Raw genomic sequence first — 20,977 nt, forward strand, 5'->3', positions numbered from 1 at the left:
GGATGTGGGGTCCGGTTCTGCTGGTGGAGCGGAGCGCGCATGAACTTGCGCTCTTCGCCGCTGTGGGATTCCTGATCGGCGGCCTCGACGATCTCGTCATCGATCTGATCTGGATCGGCCGCCTGTTGTGGCGCCGCATCGCGATCTACAGCCAGCATCCCCGCGCCACCGTGTCGACCCTGCCGCCGCCCGCACAGCCGGGGCGGATCGCCATCTTCATCGCGGCCTGGCACGAATCGCCGGTGATCGGCGCGACGATCGCCACCGCGCGCGCGACGCTGCGCCATGCCGACTGGCGGCTCTATGTCGGCTGCTATCCCAATGACCCGGACACGATCGCGGCGGCGGAAGACGCGGCCGGGGGCGATCCACGGATCAGGCTGATCGTCGGCGATCGGCCCGGCCCGACCACCAAGGCCGGCTGCCTCAACTGGATATGGCAGGCGATGCTGGACGACGAGGTGGCATCCGGCGTGCCGGTGAAGGCGATCGTGCTGCATGACGCCGAGGATATCGTCCATGCCGACGAGCTCGTCGTCTACGATGTGCTGATCGAGCGCTTCGCGCTGGTGCAGATCCCGGTCCATGCCGTGCTGGTGCGGGGTTATGGCCTGTCTGCCGCCTTGGTCTCCGGCCATTATTGCGGCGAATTCTCCGAAGCGCATGGCAAGCAGGTGGTCGTCCGCGAGGCGGTGGGCGCGGCCGTCCCGTCAGCCGGCGTCGGCTGCGCGATCGCGCGCGGCGTGCTGGCCGCGATCGCCGAAAGCCGCGACGGGCCGTTCGATCCCGACAGCCTGACCGAGGATTATGAGTTATATGGAGTTCAATATAAGATGTATTATGCCGAAGAGCGAATTATTTGGAGGCGGCTATCTTATGTCCGTCTGTCTTAGGTATATTCCACAAAACCTAGTCCATATAACTTTCTCGCAGCTGCTATTTAAATGCGCTCCATCTCAATGTGCTGGCGTGATTGATGCAATAACCGGATGACCTAACTTTCAGCTTTTCAGCGTGCCTTAAGTCGTCCCCGAAACTGGACACTTGTTAAGCCGACTGGTTTTGGCGTGACCTGGCCGTTCGCGGTCTGACAGCTTTCGGGATTTGACCCATCTCAAGCAGCCCCCCGATCGCTTTACGCGCGGCTTTGACGCGGTGAACAGCACCCCCTTGAAGATTAACCACGTTCTCCCAATGTTCATGGCGGCGGATCCGGGGCCGCCAAAGGGAGGCTACATGCACACCGTCCGCTTCTTTCCGATCGGCAACGCCGACACCTGTCTCATCGAACTCGAGAACGGGCGACGCGCCCTCTTCGACTTCGCAGACATGCACAACCCCGATGATCAGTATGATCTGCGGTGCGATCTCGAAAAGGAACTGCGCTCTTGCCTTGGCGACGACAAGGAGATCGACGTGGTCGCCTTTACTCACCTCGATACCGACCACACCAAGCGGGCGAAGGAGGTCTTTCACCTCGAGCACGCGGCGAAATATCAGGGCGGCGACCGCATCAAGATCAAGACGATGTGGGTTCCCGCAACCGCCATCCTCGAAGAGGGGGTGAAGGGCGAGGCCAGGACGTTGCGCGCGGAAGCGCGACATCGGTTTATTGAGGGCGAAGGGATCCGTGTATTCGGGCGGCCCGAGAAACTCGACCAGTTCCTGCGCGATCGCGATATCGATCCGGCCAAGAGACGGAATCTCATAAGCGACGCAGGTACGCTCTGTCCGGAGTTCAATCTGCAGCATGACGGTGTGGAATTCTTCGTGCACTCGCCGTTTGCCGAGACCTGCGACGGCGAGGTGGTCTACCGGAACGGCTCAGCGCTGTTCATGCAGGCCACCTTCGAGGTGGACGACAGGAAGACCAAGCTCATCCTCTCGGCTGACGTCGAGCACGACGTTATCGACGACATCGTCCGCGTGACGCGCTACCATAAGAATGACGAGCGTCTCGAATGGGACATCAATAACATCCCCCATCACTGCAGCTACCTCTCCCTCGCCGCCGAAAAGGGCGACGAGAAGACGGTGCCCGGCGAACGTCTCAAGTGGCTCTACGAGGATCAGGGTCAGTCTGGCGCGCTGCTCGTCTCCACAAGCGACATCATACCGATCGAGGACACGATCCAGCCTCCGCATCGTCAGGCTGCGAGCTACTACAAAGGTGTCGCCGATGATCTCGGCGGCAGCTGGATAGTGTCCATGGAGCATCCGTCAAAGACGAAGCCCAAGCCTCTAGTGATCGAGATCGGTGGCGACGGGTCGAAGCTCCGCAAGGTTGCGGGCGGTGCCGCGGCGGTGATCGGCAACTCAGCGCCCCGCGCGGGGCGTTGATCCCTATGGCTGGCGAAGATGCCACCATGCGCTCAAGGCTTGCGCGATCCGTCGTGCGATACCTCACTGAAGCGGCCGACCATCCATACGCGAAGCTGATCGATGCCAGACGTGATGACGCACTGGATATCATTGACGTCGAGGTCGAGCCGGAACTGGCTCAGCACAGGAAGGTGGCCATCGCGGGGCATGAGCCCGTTCGGATCATCTTCGCTGGCGAGGACGATGCGGCGCCTCATTTCCGGTCGCTACGCGAAGATTTCCCGATCGGAGAGGTTCACACCAACCTCAATCGTGGCGCCGACGGACTTGGGCTCTGCATCTGGGAAGAAAACTGGCACGATCTCTCCCGCACTCTCACGGGGCAGATGCTGATTGAGAGGATACGCAGCTGGTTTTCCCTGATGGCGAGCGGCCGCCTCCACGGAGAGGACCAACCGCTCGAACCGCTGATCTCGGCCGTCTCCCATACCATCGTGATCCCGGCCGGCGTCGTAGCCGGACCCTGGCATGTCCATCACCTGATCAAGGATCGGGGCGTCTACACGCTGATCATGTCGGAGACAGCGTCCACCGAGGCAGTGGAGAGCTCCTTCGCCATCTTTCACCGCGAGCTCCCTCCACAGGTCCACCGGGGCCTTGCCGACCGACCTTACAGCCTTGGCGACCTGAACGACCTTCTGAATTCGCTCGGGGTCGACCTGGTCGCGGAGCTGACCGAATGGCTGACAGCTCCCGAACAGACATCCAAGGCCACCGAACGGCAGCTCCTCCTCATGCTTGCAATCCCGATGCAGCGCACCGCCGAGGGTCCGGTCGAAGGCGTGGAGGTGTGGGTCTACACGGTCGGCGACACATTAGCCGCGTTGGGCGAGAAGCTTGGGGCCACCTTCACTCAGATGGTCGGAGCATCGAGGCTGACGGCTAAGGTGCTTCTACAGTCCGGATCGAAACCGGACCTTTCGGAGATTCCGCTCCCAGGCTGGCGGGTGGTCCAGCGTCTGAACAGACGGACTGCAAGAATCTACGCTGCTACGCTCCGCACCGAGGATGCGAAGCTCGTCGCGATCGGTGCCGGCGCGATCGGCTCCAACGTCGTGTCGAACACCGTGAGGGCCGGCATAGGCCAGTGGACCGTCATAGACGACGACTCCGTCCTGCCGCACAACACGGTGCGTCAGACTCAGATCGATCTCTCAGTGGGATTTCCGAAGGCTAAGGTGCTCTGTCGAGACGCAAACCGCATCCTGGCCGAGGACAGCGTGTCCGCGATCGTCGCCGACGTTCTCGATCCCGGCGATCAGGCCGATGGGATCTCCGCAGCCTATGCCGAAGCGGACGTAGTGGTCGACTTCAGCGCGTCGCCAGCGGTCGTGGGACATCTGTCGGACCAGACGATCCGGCGAGCCGCGAGTTTCTTCTTCAGCCCTGACGGATCGGATCTCGTCCTGCTCGCCGAGGACGGGGATCGGCGCCATCGGCTCGACGAGCTGGAGGCCCAGTACTTCTTCAACGTGGCGTCTGATCCGTTTCTGGACGGCCATCTCGCGGCAGCCAGGGCCGACCGGATCCGCTACGCCAACGCGTGCCAGGACCTCTCCCGTCCTCTTCCCCCTTGGCGCGTCCAGATGCTGAGCGGCCTGGCGGGAGGGCAACTCATCGATCTCGTCGATCTGCCCGATCCCGCGATGCGAGTTTGGAGGTTGGATCCGTCCTCGGGAGGCCTGCTTCCAGTGATCCTTCCCGTGGATACGGTCCACCGCTTCGGCGATGGTCCAATCCGCGCTACCGTGACCCAGAGCGTCGTGGATGCAATGCGTGACCATCGAGAGAAGGCGGCCCCGAACGAGACCGGTGGCGTGCTCGTCGGCACCTTCGACTTCGTCAGGGGCGTCGTTCACGTTCTCGGCGTGATTCCTGCCCCCTCGGACAGTCGGCAGGCGCCAACGTATTTCATCCGCGGCGCGAAGGATCTCGAACCCCTGGTCCAGGTCCTGGGAACCGCAACGGCTGGGCGTCTCCAGTATGTCGGCGAATGGCACAGCCATCCCGATGGAGCCGCCGCAAGACCAAGTGCGGACGACGAGAAAGTCTTCGAACATCTGAGATCCCATCTCGATCCGGTCGGCGCCCCGTTCGTCATGATGATCTGCGGCGCGACCGACACATGGCTCAGAGCCGGATGGGACGAACGAGGCCGGCTGGAGGGAGTGATACCGCACGATGCCAATTGAGGGGGTCCCGGCAAAATCAGACGATCTGGGCAGGATCGCGCTCGCGCTCTCGGGCGGTGGCTCGCGGGCGATGGCCTTCCACCTCGGGTGTCTCCGAGCCCTTCACAGAATTGGCCTGCTCGACCAGATCTCGACGATCTCGGCGGTGTCCGGGGGAAGCGTGATCGCGAGCCTGTACTGCAGCCATCCCGGTGATTTCGATGCGTTCGAGCGGCGCGCCCGGGAGCTGCTGCGAACCGGTTTCCTGAAGCCGTCGATCGTCACGGCTCTTACCACCCTTGAGGGCATCAAGGCGATCGCGGTCTTCGTCCTTCTGCTTCTGGAACGCACCCTCGCCCTGCTTGTGAGACTCCTGCTTTTTCCACTGAGGGCGCGTGTCCGCGGATGGAATTGGTTGCGTATCTCGCCTCTCATACGGAGCGCGAGCCGAACAACCATCCTGCGGCGCACCTTCAGTCGGCTACTGGGTCAACTCAAGCTCACCGAACTTCGCAAGGACCGGCCCCGGCTTGTCATTGTCGCCTGCGAGTTGAGGGCCAAGGCCGCCATCTACTTCACCGCCGAACGGATCCACTGCTGGCGCTACGGTTCGGCTTCGTCCGAAGGCGTCGAGCTGGCCGATGCGGTATCCGCCTCGGCAGCCTATCCGCTCGCCCTGCCTGCAATCGACCGTCGGATGACGTTCGAGAAAAAAGGCCAAAGGAAGGAGCAGCGCGTCACGCTGACTGACGGCGGCGTATACGACAACCTGGGTCTTTCCGTGCTCTGGCCCGACAGAGACCCCGGGATTAGCCTCGACGTGGGCGTTCACGACCGGATCATCGCCTGCCGTGCCGGCGATGCGCTTGATGTCAGTGATCCGGCGTCATGGATGATTCCCCGGCTGAAGGCCGCCTTCGAGTGCATATTCGCCCGGGCTCAGAACCAATCGATGAAGCGGCTGTTCGATCTGTCGGAGGGCGAACGGATCAAGGGATTCCTCCTGCCTTATTTGGGGCAGCTGGATGAAAGGTTGCTCGTGCCCCCCGTCGACCTGGTTTCCCGAGACAGCGTGGTCGGGTATCCCACCAACTTCTCCGCTATGCAGGTCGAATGGATCGATCGCCTTTCGCTTCGAGGCGAGCAACTCGTCGTCGCGCTTCTGGCGGAACAGTGGCCAGAGATCTCTCTCGACGTAAGTCGGAAGCCACCCACCGCCCCATCTTCCGAGGGACAGGCGTGATGCATATCGAAATCCACGATGTCGACCATGGCGGCTGCGCGGTTATCACTGGTCCCGCGGGACATCGTCTGATGCTCGACTGCGGACTGTGCAGCGACCGCCCCTGGTATCCGTCCGTCACGTATAACGGTCAGCGCATCGACACGCTCATGCTCATGAACCTGGACGAGGATCATTGTGAGGATCTGCCATACCTTTGGCGGGATTGCGTTGTCGGAGCGGTCGTCGGCAACCCTACTGTCGATGCGCACGCCCTGCGCGCGATGAAAGCCGAGTGTGGTATGAGGAGTGGCGTCACCGCAGCCGCTAATATCCTCGAACGGTTCGGCCCTGGTTTCTTGGGCGACTGGTCCCATGATCTTGGCGGCGTCGCTTGGCATGTGTTCTGGAACAGATATGGCGCCGACTTCACCGACACAAACAATCTAAGTCTCGCGGCCTTCATACGTTTTGGCGGGTTCACGATCCTTTTTGGTGGTGATGTCGAGCGCGCCGGCTGGCGTCAGCTCCTCAAAAACCATGATTTTCGCGCGAAGCTGTCGACCGTCAACGTTTACGTCGCGTCACACCATGGGCGGGAAAATGGCTGCTGCAGCGAGGTATTCGACATCTGCCGCCCCGAACTCGTCATCTTTTCGGACGGCCGTAAGCAATACAGCACTCAAGAAACTCGCGACTGGTATGCCAGCCGAGCGACCGGCATTCCCGACTACACAAAGCCCGCTGGACTGTTTGGTATTGAGCCTGTCCGCAAAGTCATGACTACACGTCGGGATGGGACCATCGCGATCGATGTCGCCACTGATGGCAGATATTCAGTTCGGGGGGATCGAATGGAAGAGTTCTCGTCACTGTATGGGTTGCTTGCTGGATTGCCCACCCGATAGCTGGACTCCCACCCCAGCGTCCGTCATCGGCCGAAACGCTAAGCTCAAGTTCTCCGGCCGACAAACGGCCGCCTGGCTCATTTCGCTTGAAAAAATGCAAGGCATTTTACCTCGGCGTCGATGGCCGAAGCGTCTGCTTTCAAGACGAGCGCTGACCGAAATGAACGGCCGATATTGGGCGCGGAGCTGCCGACTACCTGTCCCTGAATGAAAGTCGGCTCACCTCGGCTCGTCACTTGAGGTTGGACGGACCAGTTTCCACATTCTAAACCGCAGGCTCGTCGCCAAAGTCTCTGCTTTTTTTTACAGGTTAGGCTAGAATAAGCGGGAGCGCCAGCGGCACTCTGGTGCTCCTGAGGCAGGCTGCCTCTGCCGCCTTGGCCATGTTTTCAGAGATCGCCGCCAAGGCGATTGCTTCGCGTCTGGCCGATAGCAAAACACCAAAATGATTAGCGGAGTTTCACGACCGCCTGTAGGCCGTCGGATGGTTTGCGAGCAGCTTCAAGCATACTCATCACGCTTGACGCACGAGAAGCGAACTTTCCGGGTTTGATACCTAGCCCCCCGTGGGATGTGAGAATCTCCAACTTCTCCTCGGGATCTGCATGGAGATAGATCTCTGTCGACTGGATAGACGCGTGGCCCAACCATAGAGCGACTTTCCTGATGTCACGCGTCGCTTTGAGCATGTGCATGGCACAACTGTGCCGCAGCACATGCGGCGTCACCCTTTTTTGAGCGAGGCTTGGCACCGTCCCCGCTGCTAGCTCGACATATCTCGCCAGACGGGCGGCGAAACCGTCGCGGCTTAAGGGAAAGCCATGCCGATTGAGGAAAATGTGATCGTAAGGGACATCTGGCCTCGCTGATAACCAGGCCCGCAGCAATTGGACCGTGTCTGGCGCCAACGGCAGGATCCTAGCACGCCGTCCCTTTCCGATCACATGCAGGGTTGGTTTAGACCCGAGGTCTAGATCACTGAGTGACAGCGCGAGAACCTCGGATACGCGCAGCGCGCATATATACGCTACACTGAGCATCGCCCGGTCCCGGATACCATCCCTCCGCTTCATACTTGGCAACTGAATTATAGCCCTAGCCTCGTCGATGGACAGCCAATCGATCACCGGATTCGCCGCTTTTTTTGCGGCCAGCGCTCGTACGCTCGCGGCCAGCTCCAATGCCGCAGGAATTCTCATCTGCACGTATCGAAAAAAAGACCGTATAGCGGCCAGTCGTAGGTTCCGCGTTCGCCGAGAATTATTTCTCGCCTGTTCAAGGTCATCCAAAAACCGCATAACAATTTCAGAACTAATGTCTTCCAGCTGGAGTCGATCGATCGGCTTTCCTGTTTTCTGGTGGATGAAGCGGATTAGCAGGATGAACGTATGCGCGTAGCTTGATCGAGTCAGTTGGCTCAGGCCACGATCCCGAATGATATGCTCGTTCAGGAATCCGGAAAGGACTGGAGCGAGGGCATGCTGAGTCTCGTTAAGCACTGAGCAGCTCCTCGATCGCGAGTGCCATCTCTTCTTTTGTTTCAGTTGAGATTTCCAAATACCAATAGGTACTAGTGATACTGACGTGACCCAAATAGGTGGAAAGCGCCAATATGTGGTTAGATATCACTTCCCGATCAGATCCACACGCGGCGAGAGATCGAGTTGCAAATGTATGCCTGAGATCGTGAATTCTTGGACGCCCTCCACCCTTCCGATTAGGCAGATGAAGATCGTCCACACATTTTCGGAATTTGGTTTGAATGGAGGACAGCGATGGCATTCTGCCCGTATGTATTACAAATAGATGCTCCCTGGGCAGATGAAGCGGCCGGTCATGCAGGTATTGCCTGAGCGCATTCCCAGTGCTTTCATGCAGGTAAATGATCCTATCCTTGCCGAATTTTCCTCGCCTTATCAGGATCTCCGTTCCGGAAAAGTCGCTAGTCGAGACGGTTCGAGCTTCGTTAAGGCGGAGACCCGTGACGGCGATAAGGCCAATCAGATGTTCGTATGTGGCAGCATCATACGCGTGATCTAGGGGATACGATCTCAAAGCCCCTAAGACCGCCTTTATCTCTCCATATGTGTAGATATATGGAATTGATCGCTTCGGCCTCTGGCAGGACCGGACGTATTCCTCATCGAGAACCTCATGATCATTGTCCTCGGCGTGCAAAAAAAGCCCCAGACGACGAAGCGATGAAGCGATTTCGTATTGAGTGGACCTCACAGACTTGCCATCGATCCAAGCAAGTACATCCACGTTTCGTAGATGCGAGGCCCCCCGGCAATTTGCAAATTTTGCGAAGGCCGTCAGGTCACGCCAAAGATCAGTATCTTTATACCCGAGAAGCCTCCGGTACTGCAGGTAGCGCTCGACAGCAGGGCTCATGACCGATCTCCCATCCACGGTTCCGCCAAGCGCTTGAGCATTGGTTCGTTAACTTTGGCGTAGATCGTCGTTGTTGCGACCGAGCGATGGCGTAACACCGTGGCGACGTCCTCAAGCGACCGCCCATCTCTTAGCAGCTCGGTTGCCAGGGTATGGCGAAAGATATGTGAACCACCTCGATAGCCGCACTGAGATAACCTCATCCGGGCTATGCTGGCTATTTCAGCCGACTTGGCGAAGGGTGTATGCGGGCGAGATAATCGGACGAAAAGCGCGTCAGATGGTGTGCAGGGTCGCGCTTTTTCTATGTAGTCGAGCACCGCGTCTCCCGATCGCTGCGTGAGCGGGACGACGGCTCCACGGCCCCCCTTTCCCTCGATCCTAAGCTTGGCTTCGGCCCAGTCCAAATCTTGAAGCTTTAATCTCCAGACCTCCGCCGCCCTTAAGCCAAGCTCCGCCAGGAGCAGGAGCACGGCACGATCCCGAAGGCCTCTGCGTGTGGATACGTCGCAACTGTCGATAACTCTTTGAACGGCATCGACGTCCAAACGACGAGGCACCCTGGAGAGGCGGTAGGTGGGGCGGGAAACCAAGGCCTGGGCTAGAGAATGGCTGCAATGGCCCTCAGATGCCCGGAAAAGCAGATAGCTTCTGGCAGAGCGAATGAGCCGGCTCTGCATTGATGTTCCGCGCTTCGCGAATTCGACCATGGCCATATCGCGTATCGCGCCGGCCGTATAGGTGGACGCATCTTCGCCGAGCTTCGGCAACCAACTCATTATATCGAGCGTATAATGTTGGATCGTGTGGGGTCTCAGGCCCCTTTGCCTGGTAAGGTACTCGCGATACCGTAAAACAGATGGGAAGGGCTGACATCGTTTCCTTCTTTGGAAAAATATGCCGTCTCGGAAGACGGGATTTTCGCCAGAAATAAATCTCAAAAAGCGATCGACGGCAATTTGGCGGCGTCCTTTAGCTTTACCGTCTAGCCGACCCGATTTAGTCTGAAGCCCGCAAGAGCATTCGTGCCTGATAAATGCTTCAGCGAACTCGCCAATGCGCGGCCGGGGAACTCCCTTCAACCTTGACCAAAGAAGAAAGTGAAGAGCGTTTTTTGCTTGTACGTCAGCTACGGTCGAATGCACGCCCTCCTTGATGAGATTGTGAAGAAAGCTAAAGCAGATTTTCGGATCCTCCGCATCCCAACCCGTGGCCGGCACCACGGACTGGTATTGTAAGAAGAGCCAGAATCTGAACAGAGCGGGAGTTTGACGATTAGAAAACGTCCGAGACGGCAAACATTCAGCCGTACAAGCATGACCCTTGAACGTCTCTAATATTTTCGGGCTCAGCCTATCAAGTTTGATATTTCTGGCGTGTAGATATCTCAAAAGATGTTTTATGGTAGCCCTATAGCTCAGCAGGGAACCGGTGCTATTTGTTGTTTTAATAAATTCATCGATCAGAACTTGCTGTTCGAGTCCGCGTTGAGCCCCTTCTTTTGGGATATATCCCATCACTATGCGATACACTTCACCAAAGCAGGGAAACCTCTTGAGCTCAGGCATATCGCGCTCGTTAAGGCTCACGTCGGTCACTGCGAGTTCGGATTCTAATTTAAGCATATGTTTCGGCTCCCGCCGTCGAGTGGGGGCACGAAAGACGGGCGTGCAACGACGACACCGGAAGCGTTCCGCTTGACATGGCGCCGGCACACGAGGAGGATGGCATCGGTGATACGCCAATCTCGAAGAGGCTCAGCTCTGCAAAGCTGGGCCTTTTCTCTTTCGTGCAATGAAGAATGGCCCTTCCTGTAAAGGCCTGCGAGACGTCAACTCATCGTAGTCTCCTCCGCAACCTGCCTGTAGCGCTCAGGCCAAAGATCCTCGGCTTTGCAGCCAAGTTCCGAGGCGATCTTGGCCTCGATCCGGCGAGATCGTCGGAAACCACGACTCACGGTAGAAACCGTTGCGGGCGCCACTTTTAGGTCGCGAGCCACAGCACTGAGACTGCTTCCCCTCAACTGAAGGGCTGCCTTGATGCGATTATGGCGCTTCTCATCGATCATATTGCGGTCCACAATTTGAGACTAAGATCGTTTGCGCGACGAGTCGTATGAGGTGTTAAATGGCGTTTATCGATCCCGCAACAGGAAAGCCCGCGAAAGCTCCAGACGCGGCGGGTATGGCGAGCCGTTTGCGATCGGCCAGGGAGTACGCTGGCCTTACTCAGCAGCAGTTTGCGACCCGCATCGGCTACTCACGTCGTCAGATCCTCGCCTGGGAAAACGGAACCAACGCTCCCCCGGTTTGGCTATTGGCTGCTGTAAGGGAGGTGTTCGACGTCGATCCAGAATGGATCCTGTGTGGCCCCGGATCCGTGCCACTGCGAAAAATACCGCTGGAGAGCCCCGATAGGCGCCAGCGGATTCATGATGACATTCGCAAACTTGCAAACAACTTCGGTCTTAAGCTGCCCGAGGCAGCGCTCCAATACTTCGCGGATCTTGTAGCGAAGGAACCCGAAGAGGCTGAGATTGCCGCCAAACTGCGGGTAGAAGAAGCATTCCGAATTTTGTCGCATGGAGGAACTTCTGATGGACGATAGGAGGAGAGAAAAACCTTCGGCAGAATTTGAATCGGGATTGGCTTTAGGCATTGAGTTGCTGAAGCAGGGGGTCGTCAGGCGCCCCAATTGGCGCATCATCTATACTTTGATCGGCAGCGCGTATGCCTTGCTGCTCCTTTCGGTATTGGCACCAATCCTACAAGCGTGCGTCATGTTTCCGACAGTTGCGGCAGCGGCCTTGTTTTATGTCGAGGCTCTTAAGCCAAGATCGTAGTTCTCCCGCTGCAGTGACGAAACTCCGCGTTTTTGGTGTATCATTACGCAGTAACGGCTTTGACAAGCGTTAGTCAAAATTAAGTGGGTCAGCCGGCTTACGCTGACGGCTGCTTTCAATCTCCATGATCTCCGTTTCCGTGAGACCAATCTCGCGACCGAGCCTCCAAAGAGCGTCGCCTAAACACCCAGCCTGGACCGCCGCAGCCAGAATGATCCGCACTTCGGCTTGGACGCTCCTACCGTGGGCTGTCGCAAGGTCCTTCAAGCTACGCAGAAGATCGTCGGGCACGTCTCGGATCGTCATTGTCGGCATGGCGTCGCGATCTCCCGTGAGCGGTTTCGGCGCCGCAGCAGCACGCCGTGCACTGTATCTTCCGTCGGTTTGGGAGGCAAAGGAAACGACATCGCTGCACTTCACCCGGTAAGATCGGGTGATTGGGATTGCCCATCCGTCCGTCATCTGCGATTCATCGCGGTGAGGACGGTGAAAGCTCGTCCTTGGGGCGTCGTATCCCCTCTGATGTGTGCACCGGTCGAGAGCTTCTCGGCCGGGTGGCTGTCGCGCATGTCCAAGGCTCTGCCCAAAGGCGGCGGCGCCTTGTGGCACACGCAGGGTTACGAACGCCCGGCTCTTACGGCCGGGCTCTGCCTCTTCTTTAGATGGGAGGCCGTGTGCACGAAGATTACGATACGAGCCCCGAAGCCTATCGGGCGATCTGTGATCGCGTTGGCCCTATGATGAATGTCGTCGCAGTGCAGATGCAAAGCCATCCGTGGATCGTCGGCATGTGCATGATTTCAGTCATGAAGGAGCGTTACGGACGGGAGGGCTTGGATGACGTGATCAAGATGGCCACTCGTATGCGACGGTCGCTTTTGGACGACGAGAAACTCCATAAAAAAGGGCGTGGGAAACCGTTTGGGGGTTAGGCTGATGGAAATTGACGATGCCACCGCGGGTCTACAAAAACAGGTGCGAATCCAGACATGCTTGATCGTCGCGATCGGGATTCTGGGCACCTGCGTTCAACTCTCTCACTAGGCTTTCTCACACATAGTGCGAGAGGATCGAATTACCCGTTCCTGCGGCCGTTGCCGACCCGGTGTTGCCGTTCATAAAGCGCGGTGCGAGCGTCTGGATCGGACAGAAGCTGCCGGACGGCAAGCGCCCCAGCTGTAGCCGTATCCGATGCCACGCTATCATTCCGATAGCCGACCTACGGAGCAAGCGATGTTGATCGAGGCCATCCTTGCATATCTCGGCGCGATCGGCGGTCCTGGTCGGGCAACATGGAAACTATGGCTCGGCATCGTGATCGTGGGACTGATCGTCTGCCTCGTTGTTGCGATGGTCCAGTGACGCCCACATGGCGTGCTTTCTATCGCCGTCCATCACGTGAGGAGCATAGCGTGGATCGTCGCGACACCATGACTACAAACTGGTCGGCTTGACTGTCCACCCCAACGCCCGGCACCACTATGCGTCTCTTCGCGTCTGGCACGTCTTGATCAATTCGCGTCAATCGGGCCATTTGGCAGCAATGACCGATCTCCCCTCTGCGGATCCGCAGGACACAGGAACCAGCGTCTTCCGCCGCATGACCCGCGAACGGTTCGACGCGTTCGCGCTGTGGGGCTGGGATCCAGAGGTTCAAGAAGAGCTGGCAATCGGCTCCTGCTGGTCGACTTTTGACGAACGCATCCTTGTCTCTGTTCTCCACCACCGGAAAACCCGGCAGTTCTGGATAGCCGCGCTCGCTCGCGACGCCGAGGGTCGCTACCGCGGATTCACCCGTTCTGGCCCGCACCCGTCCGCGCGATTTGCCGAGGATATGCTGAGCGATGGGCGCAGCGAGTCCCTGGCGCAGATGCGGCCGGATTTTTCAGAATTCCCGACGCTCCCTGACGGTGTAGACCTGTTCGCCCCCCTCGCCGACGAGGCGAAACTTCACCCCGCCTTCCGGGTGCTACGCGAAATGCCCAACCAGTCTGGGGCTAGGGCGATGGTGGCCGAGATCGCACGCTGGGTGCCCGACCTGGATGGCAATCTAGTGCTGGACTTCCAGACCACCGGCTACAGCGCCCGCACCTGGGAACTCTACCTCTTCGCGGCGATGCGCGCGCTCGGTTTCGAAGTCGCGCACAGTCATGCCGTGCCCGACCTGTGCCTCGACAAGGGCGGCACGCGCATCTTCATCGAGGCGGTGACCGCCAACGGCCCCGACCCGATGACCAGCGCCATGGCCTCGGGGGCGCCAGACGGGCCGCCTGAGGATTTCTGGCGCGTGGTCGAGGAGGAACTGCCGCTCAAGTTCGGCTCGCCGCTCTACAGCAAGATGAAAAAGCGCTATTGGGAGGCGCCGCACGTCGCAGGCCATCCCTTCGTTCTCGCCCTCGCCGATTTCCACGCGCTGAACCGCGCCGGGTTTGCCGGAGGCTCCAACTCCTGAGAAGGTGGAGCCTGTATGAGCAAGACGACGAACAAATTTGCGCCTGAGGTCCGCGAGCGGGCGGTGCGGATGGTTGTCGATCACGAGCGCGATTATCCCTCTCGCTGGGCGGCGGTGGTTTCGATCGCGGGAAAGATCGGCTGCGTTCCGCAGACGCTTCATGAGTGGGTGAAGAAGGCCGAGGTCGACAGCGGCAAGCGGGCGGGCGTCCCGACAGAGGTTGCCGACAAGGTGAAGGCGTTGGAGCGCGAGGTCCGCGAACTGCGACAGGCCAACGAGATCCTGCGCAAGGCGTCAGCGTATTTTGCTCAGGCGGAGCTCGACCGCCCGTTCCGGCGATGATCGCCTTCATTGACGATCACCGCGATGCCTATGGGGTCGAGCCGATCTGCCGCGTTCTGCCGATCGCCCCATCCACCTATCACGAGCGCGTCGCGCAGCGACAGGATCCAACACGCCTATCGGCGCGGGCGCAGCGGGATGTCGCCCTGAAGCCGGAGATCGCGCGCGTGTTCGCCGAGAACTTCGCGGTCTACGGCGTGCGCAAGGTCTGGCGGCAGATGATGCGGGAAGGCTTTCCGGTCGCCCGCTGTACTGTCGCGCGGTTGATGCGAGAGATGGGCTTGGCAGGAGTGATCCGGGGCAAGCCGGTGCGCACGACCATCAGCGACAAAGCGGCGCCGTGCCCACTCGATCACGTCAACCGCCGGTTCTACGCGCCGGCGCCGAACATGCTGTGGGTGTCGGACTTCACCTATGTCGCGACCTGGGCGGGGTTCGTCTACGTCGCCTTCGTCATCGACACCTATGCCAGGCGGATCGTCGGCTGGCGGGCCAGCAGGACGGCGCATGCCAGCTTCGTTCTCGATGCCTTGGAGCAGGCGCTTCATGATCGCCGGCCGGCTCATCGGGGCGGCCTCATCCATCATAGCGACCGCGGGTCGCAATACGTGTCCATCAAGTACACCGAGCGCCTTGCCGAAGCCGGGATCGAGCCGTCGGTCGGCAGTGTCGGAGACAGCTACGACAACGCTTTGGCCGAGACGATCAACGGCCTCTACAAGGCCGAAGTGATCCATAGGCGTGGGCCGTGGCGCAGTTTCGAAGCCGTCGAATACGCCACGCTCGAATGGGTCGACTGGTTCAACCATCGTCGGCTGCTGGAGCCTATCGGCAACATCCCGCCTGCCGAAGCCGAAGATCAATATTATGCTGCCGCAGACACCATCGATATGGCAGCGTGACTCACAACCCAACGCCTCCGGTAAACCCGGGGCGGTTCACGCCGGGATCGATGGTGTGGTCGCGCACGGCGATCCCGATCTATCTCTACGGTGTCGGCGCCAGCGTCACCGTCGACGCCGAAGGCAAGCGCACCGCGGTCGAGAAGACGATTTCCGGGTGGCAAGCCGGGAGCAAGACCGTTCTCACCCCCTTTTTCTGGCAACCCGACACCGAGCATGTCTCGGCGGTGCTGTTCTCGAATGCCGGCACGATCTCGAAATTCAATCGCATGGGCGTGCGCGCCGGCTTTGGCGACCGTTTCGTCAGCCTGTTGCGCAAAGGCGGCTTGAATGATCCTTCACCCGGTGCGCTCGACGCGATCGCCTTCGATCTCGACGTCGAAAACCCGGAATATGAAGAAGGCTGGCCGGACGAGCTCGAAATGTATCACAACCCCAATGCCCTGCTGCCGATCGACGAGGCGCTCTTCCCAGGAATAACGCATTTCCACATCGAGGAGGGCGAAGCCATCTGGCGCGGGCCGTCGCCGCGCGTCCTTTTCTCCTCGACGACGTCGATCGATTTCATCAGCCGAAAGATCCGTGCGGAGATGAAGGCGGCGGACAAGCCGAACATGCTTCTGGGACGCGACGGCCGATGACACAGCCCCCTATCCCGCTTCGCCTTCGCGGCCTCGTACGCACCGGCCCGGTCCGGATCGGCCCGCGAGCCCGCAGGCTGATCCTAGCGATGATCGACGCCGGACTGAAGGATCAGCAGATCCACGCCTTTTTTAGTCAGCCCGGCCGTGACTTCAATCACAACCGGATTTCCGCGCTTCGCAACGGCGATCGCAGCCAGATGCCGGCACCCGCGAGCGCTGCCGAATTGCAGGATTTTCTCGATCATTGGGCCGCGCCGTCGGGCCTCCCCCGTCGCTGGTTCATCGACCATCGGGACGCGATCGACCCGAACTGGTGGAGCGTCACCTACCGCTTCCATCCGGTCGGCCAGGGCATGCTCCATTCTGGTGAACTGCGCCATGGTCGCCGCCGCCAATTCACCTGGATCTATGATTGTGGGAGCGTCACCTCCGAAAAGCTTGTCGAAAGCGAACTCGACGACCTCTGGAAGGCGCGTAATGTGCCGGTGGACACCAGGCCGCCACTCGATTTTGTCGCGCTCTCGCATTTCGACAGCGACCACGTGTCGGGCATCGTCCATCTGCTCGGGCTGTTCGACGTTAAGATGATCCTGTTGCCGTTCATGCCGCTCTGGCAACGGATCTGGATCGCAGCATCCGCCGACGATCTCGACGCCGATTTTCTCCAGTTCCTGATCGACCCGGCCGGCTATCTAATCGAAGCGTCCGGAGGGGCGACGCGGATCGTATTCGTTCCACCCAGCGACGGCGATCCTCCGCCCGCGCCCGAGGATGGTCTTCCCGAGGAAGGGCCGGAGGAAGGGCCGCGCGGCGCGATCGACGATCGGCCGATGAAATTGCGGCTGGAAACCGAGCACGCGCCCGACATTGTCGAGGGCGAGATCCCCGGCGTTACGGGCCAGCGCCTCTCGGAGGCCGAGTTCCTGAAGGCGGAGTCGGTACTCGATATCGACGGGTTGTGGGAGTTCGTGCCCTATAACGACGCTCGGCAGGCCAGGAAATGTCCGGCTGATTTTCCAGCCCGCGTCGACCCTCTGATCGCGGCGTTGCTTGCCGCGAAAAAGGAGGTAGATCGGGAGACGGCGTTCGCTGATCTGAAGGCGCTATATGACACGACCTTCCGGGGTGACGCCTATAACCGGAATATCATCTCACTCTTCCTATATGGTGGCCCCGTCCCAACACCGGCGGACGCGGATTTCGAAACCGGGCACACTTGGCCAGGGTATCCGTACTGGTATTATGCTCCAGATCTCACACGGCTTTCCCCGGAGCATTTCTCGATGCTGTTCACCGGCGATGGTTCGCTGAACTCGAAGCCGCGTCGGACGGCCTTTTCTGACTTCTTTCGGCCCTATGGCCGGCTGGACAAGACGTCCGTGTTTCAGGTTATGCACCTCGGCGCGAAGGGAAATTCCTCGCCCGAGGTCGCCGCCCTGGTCGAACCGCGCGCCAGCATCTTCTGTTCCGATCCCAGCAAGGGTGAGAAACATCCCGATGCCGAGGTTCTGCGCCAATTCTGGTCCTATAACTGCATTCAGGTCGATGATGCGCTTGGCTGGATGATGACGGGCATTTTCGAGTTTTAGAGGGACTCCTGCGGGCCTGACGATGGCGGTGGGATGCCCCGGCAAAGGCTTGGCGATAAGCGTGATGGAGAGGGGGTCCGGGCATCTCCCGGCTGCACCGGGACCGCGCGCTATTCCGCTTCACTCCACCGAGCCCTTGGCGGGTCTCGGTAGGGTGCGCATAGTTGAGGCCGCAATCAAAAACTGGCAGCAATCTACGCTAACGGGCACTCGCTATGACCGCGCTTTGGGTAACTATTCTTCTCGAAATCGGCGCCGAGCTTGAATCACGAAGGCGTCGCCGATCTCGGTCGCGGTCTGGAGAAGCGCGACCTGCAAGGCTCGAAGCCTCACACCGGGAATGAGCTGGTCCCTCTCCGCCAAGCGGAGGATCGTGGCGATCACCGCATCGGAATGTCTGGCTAGCAGTATGAGATGCCACCCGTCTGGGCCGTGGGTGCCGCTTAGCCAGTTCTTGGCGCTCCGCTCGCTGGCGCCCGCCCAGGCCATGACCGTCTTAATGGCCTTGTGGCTGTCGCCGAGCTCGCTCCGCAGTGCCTCGCCGATCTCTTGGGCAAACCTGTCTGGCGGCGTGCGGCGGATGTTGCCCGTTTTCGGTAACATCTTGCCCGTCCTTCCGGCGTAAGCAGCGGAGAAGAACAGACCCACCCGCGTCCCTTACGTCCGGAAGCTGTTATGGTCATCGATTGGAACAGTTCTGCGACAGGCGACGGCAAGCTGCTGCGTGCGGCCGAATACGTCCGCATGTCGACCGACCATCAGGAGTTCTCGACCGACAACCAGTCCACGGCGATCAGGACGTTCGCCGCAGCCCGCAGCTACGAGATCGTCCGCACCTACGCCGACGATGGCAAGAGCGGGCTGCGGATCGACGGGCGCGATGCCTTCAAGCGGCTGATCGAGGACGTCGAGAGCGGTCGGGCGGACTTCAGCGCCGTCATCGTCTACGACATCAGCCGCTGGGGCCGCTTCCAGGATCCGGACGAGGCGGCCATGTATGAACTGCGCTGCCGTCGCGCCGGCGTCGCCGTCCTCTACTGCGCCGACCAGATCGAGAACGACGGCAGCATCGGGTCGTCGATCGTGAAGTCGGTCAAGCGCGTGATGGCGGGCGTCTACAGCCACGACCTCTCGGTCAAGGTCTTCGCGGGCCAGGCAAACCTGATCCGGCGAGGATACCGGCAAGGCGGCGCGCCCGGCTTCGGACTGCGGCGGATGCGCGTCGACCAGGCCGGCGAGCGGAAGGGCCTGCTAGAGCGCGGTGAGCACAAGAGCATTGCCACGGACAGGGTGATCCTCGTTCCAGGGCCGGAGGAGGAGGTCGCGATCGTCCGCGAGATGTATCGGATGTTCGTCGACGATGGGCGAGTGGAGCGCGAGATCGCCGAGACGCTCAACGCCCGGGGCGTCGCCACCGATCTCGGCCGGCCATGGACGCGGGGCACCGTGCACCAAGTGCTCATCAACGAGAAGTATGTCGGGCACAACGTATGGGCGCGCACCTCCTTCAAGCTCAAGCGCGAGCACGTCCGCAACGATCCGGAGCAGTGGGTGCGCGCGGAGGACACCTTTGCGGCGATCATCGACCGGGAGACGTTCGACCGCGCCCGCGCCATCATTGAGGCGAGGTCGGAACGGCTCAGCGACGACGCCATGCTCGATCTGCTCAGGTCGATACTTGAGGGGCATGGCGAGCTGTCAGGTCTCATCATCGACGAGGCCGAGGGCTGTCCGTCGAGCAGCGCTTACCGGACGCGGTTCGGCGGCCTTCTGCGAGCGTATGCGCTGGTCGGCTTCTCACCCGACCGCAGCTACCGCTATCTCGAGATCAACCGGAAGCTGCGTGCGCTTCACCCGACTGTGGTCGCGGAGATCGTCGCCGGTGTGCTCGATGCAGGCGGTCGGGTGACGGGCGACGCCGAGACGGATCTGCTGAACGTGAACGGCGAGATCGCGGTGTCGGTGGTGGTCATGCGATCGATCTTCACGTCGGCGGGGTCGACGCGCTGGAAGCTGCGCCTCGACACGGCCCTCGATCCAGATCTCACCATCGCGGTCCGCATGGACGCGCACAACGACCGTCCGATGGATTTCTATCTGCTGCCCCGACTGGACATGAGGGAGGCCACATTGAGGCTCTGCGAACACAACGGGCTGTCGCTCGACGCCTACCGCTTCGACACGCTCGAGCGGTTTTACAGCATGACGGCGCGCGCGCCGCTGCCGAGGGCCGCCTGATGTCGGCGCGTCCGGCCCAGCGCGTTGAGATGATCCCGGTGGATCGGATCCACGTTCTCAATCCGCGCGTGCGAAACCCCAAGGCTTTCCGCGACATGGTGGACAGCATCGCCCAGCTCGGGCTGAAGCGGCCGATCACGGTGACTCGGCGGGTCGAGGCGGACGGCCCCTTCTACGACCTGGTCTGCGGACAGGGCAGGCTCGAGGCGTTTCGCGAACTCGGCGAGATGGAGATTCCGGCGCTAGTCGTGTCGGCCGACATTGAGGATTGCCTTGTCGCGAGCCTCGTCGAGAACTGCGCGAGACGCCAGCACAGGGCGATAGACCTCCTTCAGGACATTGCCGGCATGAGGAAGCGCGGGCACGCGGTTTCAGACATAGCACGCCAGACGGGCCTCTCCGGTGAATTCGTCAACGGAGCCATCCGGCTCCTCGACAAGGGTGAGCAGCGGCTGCTGCAATCCGTCGAGGCTGGGCTGATGCCGATATCAGTGGCAATGGAGATCGCGGAGGCGGACGAGCCCGGCGTTCAGCTCGCCTTGCAACACGCCTACGAGAACAACCTTCTGCGTGGCCGGAAGCTGATGGCCGCGAAGCGTCTGGTCGAGCAGCGGAAGCTGCGTGGCAAGCATGTGCGGTCCTGGCGCGAGAACCGGAAGACGATGTCATCAGCGTCCCTGCTGAGCGCCTATCAGGAGGAAACCGACCGCAAGCGTCTCCTGGTGCGCAGGGCGGAGGCCACGAGGAGCAGGATCACCTTCGTCACCGAGGCGCTGGGCAGGCTGATGGTCGATCGCGCGATGATCGAGATCCTTGAGAGCGAAGGTCTCGGCGACATGCCGATTGAGCTTCGCGACCGCCTTGTCCGGAGGCAGGGCTTGCCGTCATGAC

General features: G+C 60.3%; 21 protein-coding genes and 1 other annotated feature. Of the genes, 15 read left to right on the forward strand and 6 right to left on the reverse strand.

Translation table 11 applies throughout. From position 1 onward, the window contains the following. Positions 1–2: 2 nt before the first annotated feature. The 5 genes from PBT88_RS20585 (at position 3) to PBT88_RS20605 (ending at position 6,683) form a co-directional block, all read left to right on the forward strand. Positions 3–893, forward strand: coding sequence for a glycosyltransferase (locus PBT88_RS20585; protein ID WP_270077141.1), 891 nt, complete (start codon positions 3–5; stop codon positions 891–893). A 211-nt stretch (positions 894–1,104) separates the two neighbouring features. Beyond that, positions 1,105–2,340 carry a ComEC/Rec2 family competence protein gene (locus tag PBT88_RS20590; RefSeq protein ID WP_270077142.1) on the forward strand — a complete coding sequence of 412 codons (1,236 nt, stop codon included), beginning with the start codon at positions 1,105–1,107 and terminating at the stop codon, positions 2,338–2,340. A gap of 5 nt (positions 2,341–2,345) precedes the next feature. After that, complete coding sequence (locus PBT88_RS20595) at positions 2,346–4,574, forward strand: Mov34/MPN/PAD-1 family protein (protein WP_270077143.1); 2,229 nt, start codon at positions 2,346–2,348, stop codon at positions 4,572–4,574. Next, entirely contained in the window at positions 4,564–5,796 is a 1,233-nt protein-coding gene (locus PBT88_RS20600) for a patatin-like phospholipase family protein (protein WP_270077144.1), read from the forward strand. The genes PBT88_RS20595 and PBT88_RS20600 overlap by 11 nt, the downstream gene beginning before the upstream one ends. Further along, complete coding sequence (locus tag PBT88_RS20605; protein WP_270077145.1) at positions 5,796–6,683, forward strand: ComEC/Rec2 family competence protein; 888 nt, start codon at positions 5,796–5,798, stop codon at positions 6,681–6,683. Before PBT88_RS20600 ends, PBT88_RS20605 begins: the two co-directional genes overlap by 1 nt. 449 nt (positions 6,684–7,132) lie before the next feature. On the opposite strand, the gene PBT88_RS20610 is transcribed toward PBT88_RS20605, so the two are convergent. From PBT88_RS20610 to PBT88_RS20625, 4 genes are all read right to left on the reverse strand, one after another. Further along, a complete protein-coding gene (locus PBT88_RS20610) occupies positions 7,133–8,182 on the reverse strand; it encodes a tyrosine-type recombinase/integrase (RefSeq protein WP_270077146.1) in 1,050 nt (349 codons plus the stop codon). Further along, positions 8,175–9,077, reverse strand: a complete 903-nt coding sequence (locus PBT88_RS20615; RefSeq protein WP_270077147.1) for a tyrosine-type recombinase/integrase — start codon at positions 9,075–9,077, stop codon at positions 8,175–8,177. The genes PBT88_RS20610 and PBT88_RS20615 overlap by 8 nt, the downstream gene beginning before the upstream one ends. Then, a complete protein-coding gene (locus tag PBT88_RS20620) occupies positions 9,074–10,702 on the reverse strand; it encodes a tyrosine-type recombinase/integrase (protein WP_270077148.1) in 1,629 nt (542 codons plus the stop codon). The genes PBT88_RS20615 and PBT88_RS20620 overlap by 4 nt, the downstream gene beginning before the upstream one ends. Positions 10,703–10,908: 206 nt before the next feature. Further along, entirely contained in the window at positions 10,909–11,145 is a 237-nt protein-coding gene (locus PBT88_RS20625) for a helix-turn-helix domain-containing protein (RefSeq protein ID WP_270077149.1), read from the reverse strand. A gap of 59 nt (positions 11,146–11,204) precedes the next feature. Here PBT88_RS20625 and PBT88_RS20630 point away from each other — a divergent pair, with 59 nt between their 5' ends. Both PBT88_RS20630 and PBT88_RS20635 read left to right on the forward strand, forming a co-directional pair. Further along, complete coding sequence (locus PBT88_RS20630; RefSeq protein WP_270077150.1) at positions 11,205–11,684, forward strand: helix-turn-helix transcriptional regulator; 480 nt, start codon at positions 11,205–11,207, stop codon at positions 11,682–11,684. Next, positions 11,674–11,919: a hypothetical protein gene (locus PBT88_RS20635; protein ID WP_270077151.1), complete on the forward strand. Its 246-nt coding sequence runs from the start codon at positions 11,674–11,676 to the stop codon at positions 11,917–11,919. The genes PBT88_RS20630 and PBT88_RS20635 overlap by 11 nt, the downstream gene beginning before the upstream one ends. A 69-nt stretch (positions 11,920–11,988) precedes the next feature. Here PBT88_RS20635 and PBT88_RS21260 read toward each other — a convergent pair whose 3' ends face one another. Beyond that, positions 11,989–12,381: a FitA-like ribbon-helix-helix domain-containing protein gene (locus PBT88_RS21260; RefSeq protein ID WP_407696484.1), complete on the reverse strand. Its 393-nt coding sequence runs from the start codon at positions 12,379–12,381 to the stop codon at positions 11,989–11,991. A gap of 275 nt (positions 12,382–12,656) precedes the next feature. On the opposite strand from PBT88_RS21260, the gene PBT88_RS20640 reads away from it, so the two are divergent. The 6 genes from PBT88_RS20640 (at position 12,657) to PBT88_RS20665 (ending at position 17,848) form a co-directional block, all read left to right on the forward strand. Next, the gene (locus PBT88_RS20640) at positions 12,657–12,851 is read left to right on the forward strand and encodes a hypothetical protein (protein WP_270077152.1); all 195 of its coding nucleotides are present in this window, start codon (positions 12,657–12,659) and stop codon (positions 12,849–12,851) included. A gap of 301 nt (positions 12,852–13,152) precedes the next feature. Beyond that, entirely contained in the window at positions 13,153–13,281 is a 129-nt protein-coding gene (locus tag PBT88_RS20645) for a hypothetical protein (protein ID WP_270077153.1), read from the forward strand. 181 nt (positions 13,282–13,462) lie between these two features. Continuing rightward, positions 13,463–14,371: a hypothetical protein gene (locus tag PBT88_RS20650; protein WP_270077154.1), complete on the forward strand. Its 909-nt coding sequence runs from the start codon at positions 13,463–13,465 to the stop codon at positions 14,369–14,371. Between the two features lie 15 nt (positions 14,372–14,386). Then, a protein-coding gene (locus PBT88_RS20655; RefSeq protein WP_270077083.1) for an IS3 family transposase occupies positions 14,387–15,615 on the forward strand; the annotation gives its coding sequence in 2 pieces (ribosomal slippage) (positions 14,387–14,675 and positions 14,675–15,615; 1,230 coding nt in all). Continuing rightward, positions 14,668–14,784, forward strand: a sequence feature (AL1L pseudoknot). Its footprint overlaps the gene before it by 117 nt. Beyond that, positions 15,612–16,256, forward strand: coding sequence for a hypothetical protein (locus tag PBT88_RS20660; RefSeq protein ID WP_270077155.1), 645 nt, complete (start codon positions 15,612–15,614; stop codon positions 16,254–16,256). The genes PBT88_RS20655 and PBT88_RS20660 overlap by 4 nt, the downstream gene beginning before the upstream one ends. Positions 16,257–16,345: 89 nt before the next feature. After that, positions 16,346–17,848: a ComEC/Rec2 family competence protein gene (locus PBT88_RS20665; RefSeq protein WP_270077156.1), complete on the forward strand. Its 1,503-nt coding sequence runs from the start codon at positions 16,346–16,348 to the stop codon at positions 17,846–17,848. A 234-nt stretch (positions 17,849–18,082) separates the two neighbouring features. Here the strand turns inward: PBT88_RS20665 and PBT88_RS20670 are convergent, their stop codons facing one another. Beyond that, positions 18,083–18,496: a hypothetical protein gene (locus PBT88_RS20670; RefSeq protein WP_270077157.1), complete on the reverse strand. Its 414-nt coding sequence runs from the start codon at positions 18,494–18,496 to the stop codon at positions 18,083–18,085. A 27-nt stretch (positions 18,497–18,523) separates the two neighbouring features. Between PBT88_RS20670 and PBT88_RS20675 the strand changes: the two genes are divergently transcribed. Next, a complete protein-coding gene (locus tag PBT88_RS20675) occupies positions 18,524–20,086 on the forward strand; it encodes a recombinase family protein (protein ID WP_270077158.1) in 1,563 nt (520 codons plus the stop codon). Continuing rightward, positions 20,086–20,976 (forward strand): plasmid partitioning protein RepB C-terminal domain-containing protein, encoded by an 891-nt coding sequence (locus PBT88_RS20680; protein ID WP_270077159.1) that lies wholly within the window; start codon positions 20,086–20,088, stop codon positions 20,974–20,976. The genes PBT88_RS20675 and PBT88_RS20680 overlap by 1 nt, the downstream gene beginning before the upstream one ends. Position 20,977 lies beyond the last annotated feature (1 nt).

The organism is Sphingomonas abietis (assembly GCF_027625475.1).
In the GTDB taxonomy this organism is placed as follows: domain Bacteria; phylum Pseudomonadota; class Alphaproteobacteria; order Sphingomonadales; family Sphingomonadaceae; genus Solisphingomonas; species Solisphingomonas abietis.

Excerpts from the sequence above, each read along its gene's own strand:
- PBT88_RS20585 (WP_270077141.1), top strand. The coding sequence starts at position 3 with ATGTGGGGTCCGGTTCTGCTGGTGGAGCGGAGCGCGCATGAACTTGCG.
- PBT88_RS20595 (WP_270077143.1), top strand. The coding sequence starts at position 2,346 with ATGGCTGGCGAAGATGCCACCATGCGCTCAAGGCTTGCGCGATCCGTC.
- PBT88_RS20600 (WP_270077144.1), top strand. The coding sequence starts at position 4,564 with ATGCCAATTGAGGGGGTCCCGGCAAAATCAGACGATCTGGGCAGGATC.
- PBT88_RS20605 (WP_270077145.1), top strand. The coding sequence starts at position 5,796 with ATGCATATCGAAATCCACGATGTCGACCATGGCGGCTGCGCGGTTATC.
- PBT88_RS20615 (WP_270077147.1), bottom strand. The coding sequence starts at position 9,077 with ATGAGCCCTGCTGTCGAGCGCTACCTGCAGTACCGGAGGCTTCTCGGG.
- PBT88_RS20620 (WP_270077148.1), bottom strand. The coding sequence starts at position 10,702 with ATGCTTAAATTAGAATCCGAACTCGCAGTGACCGACGTGAGCCTTAAC.
- PBT88_RS20625 (WP_270077149.1), bottom strand. The coding sequence starts at position 11,145 with ATGATCGATGAGAAGCGCCATAATCGCATCAAGGCAGCCCTTCAGTTG.
- PBT88_RS20630 (WP_270077150.1), top strand. The coding sequence starts at position 11,205 with ATGGCGTTTATCGATCCCGCAACAGGAAAGCCCGCGAAAGCTCCAGAC.
- PBT88_RS20635 (WP_270077151.1), top strand. The coding sequence starts at position 11,674 with ATGGACGATAGGAGGAGAGAAAAACCTTCGGCAGAATTTGAATCGGGA.
- PBT88_RS21260 (WP_407696484.1), bottom strand. The coding sequence starts at position 12,381 with ATGACGGACGGATGGGCAATCCCAATCACCCGATCTTACCGGGTGAAG.
- PBT88_RS20640 (WP_270077152.1), top strand. The coding sequence starts at position 12,657 with ATGATGAATGTCGTCGCAGTGCAGATGCAAAGCCATCCGTGGATCGTC.
- PBT88_RS20645 (WP_270077153.1), top strand. The coding sequence starts at position 13,153 with ATGTTGATCGAGGCCATCCTTGCATATCTCGGCGCGATCGGCGGTCCT.
- PBT88_RS20650 (WP_270077154.1), top strand. The coding sequence starts at position 13,463 with ATGACCGATCTCCCCTCTGCGGATCCGCAGGACACAGGAACCAGCGTC.
- PBT88_RS20665 (WP_270077156.1), top strand. The coding sequence starts at position 16,346 with ATGATCGACGCCGGACTGAAGGATCAGCAGATCCACGCCTTTTTTAGT.
- PBT88_RS20675 (WP_270077158.1), top strand. The coding sequence starts at position 18,524 with ATGGTCATCGATTGGAACAGTTCTGCGACAGGCGACGGCAAGCTGCTG.
- PBT88_RS20680 (WP_270077159.1), top strand. The coding sequence starts at position 20,086 with ATGTCGGCGCGTCCGGCCCAGCGCGTTGAGATGATCCCGGTGGATCGG.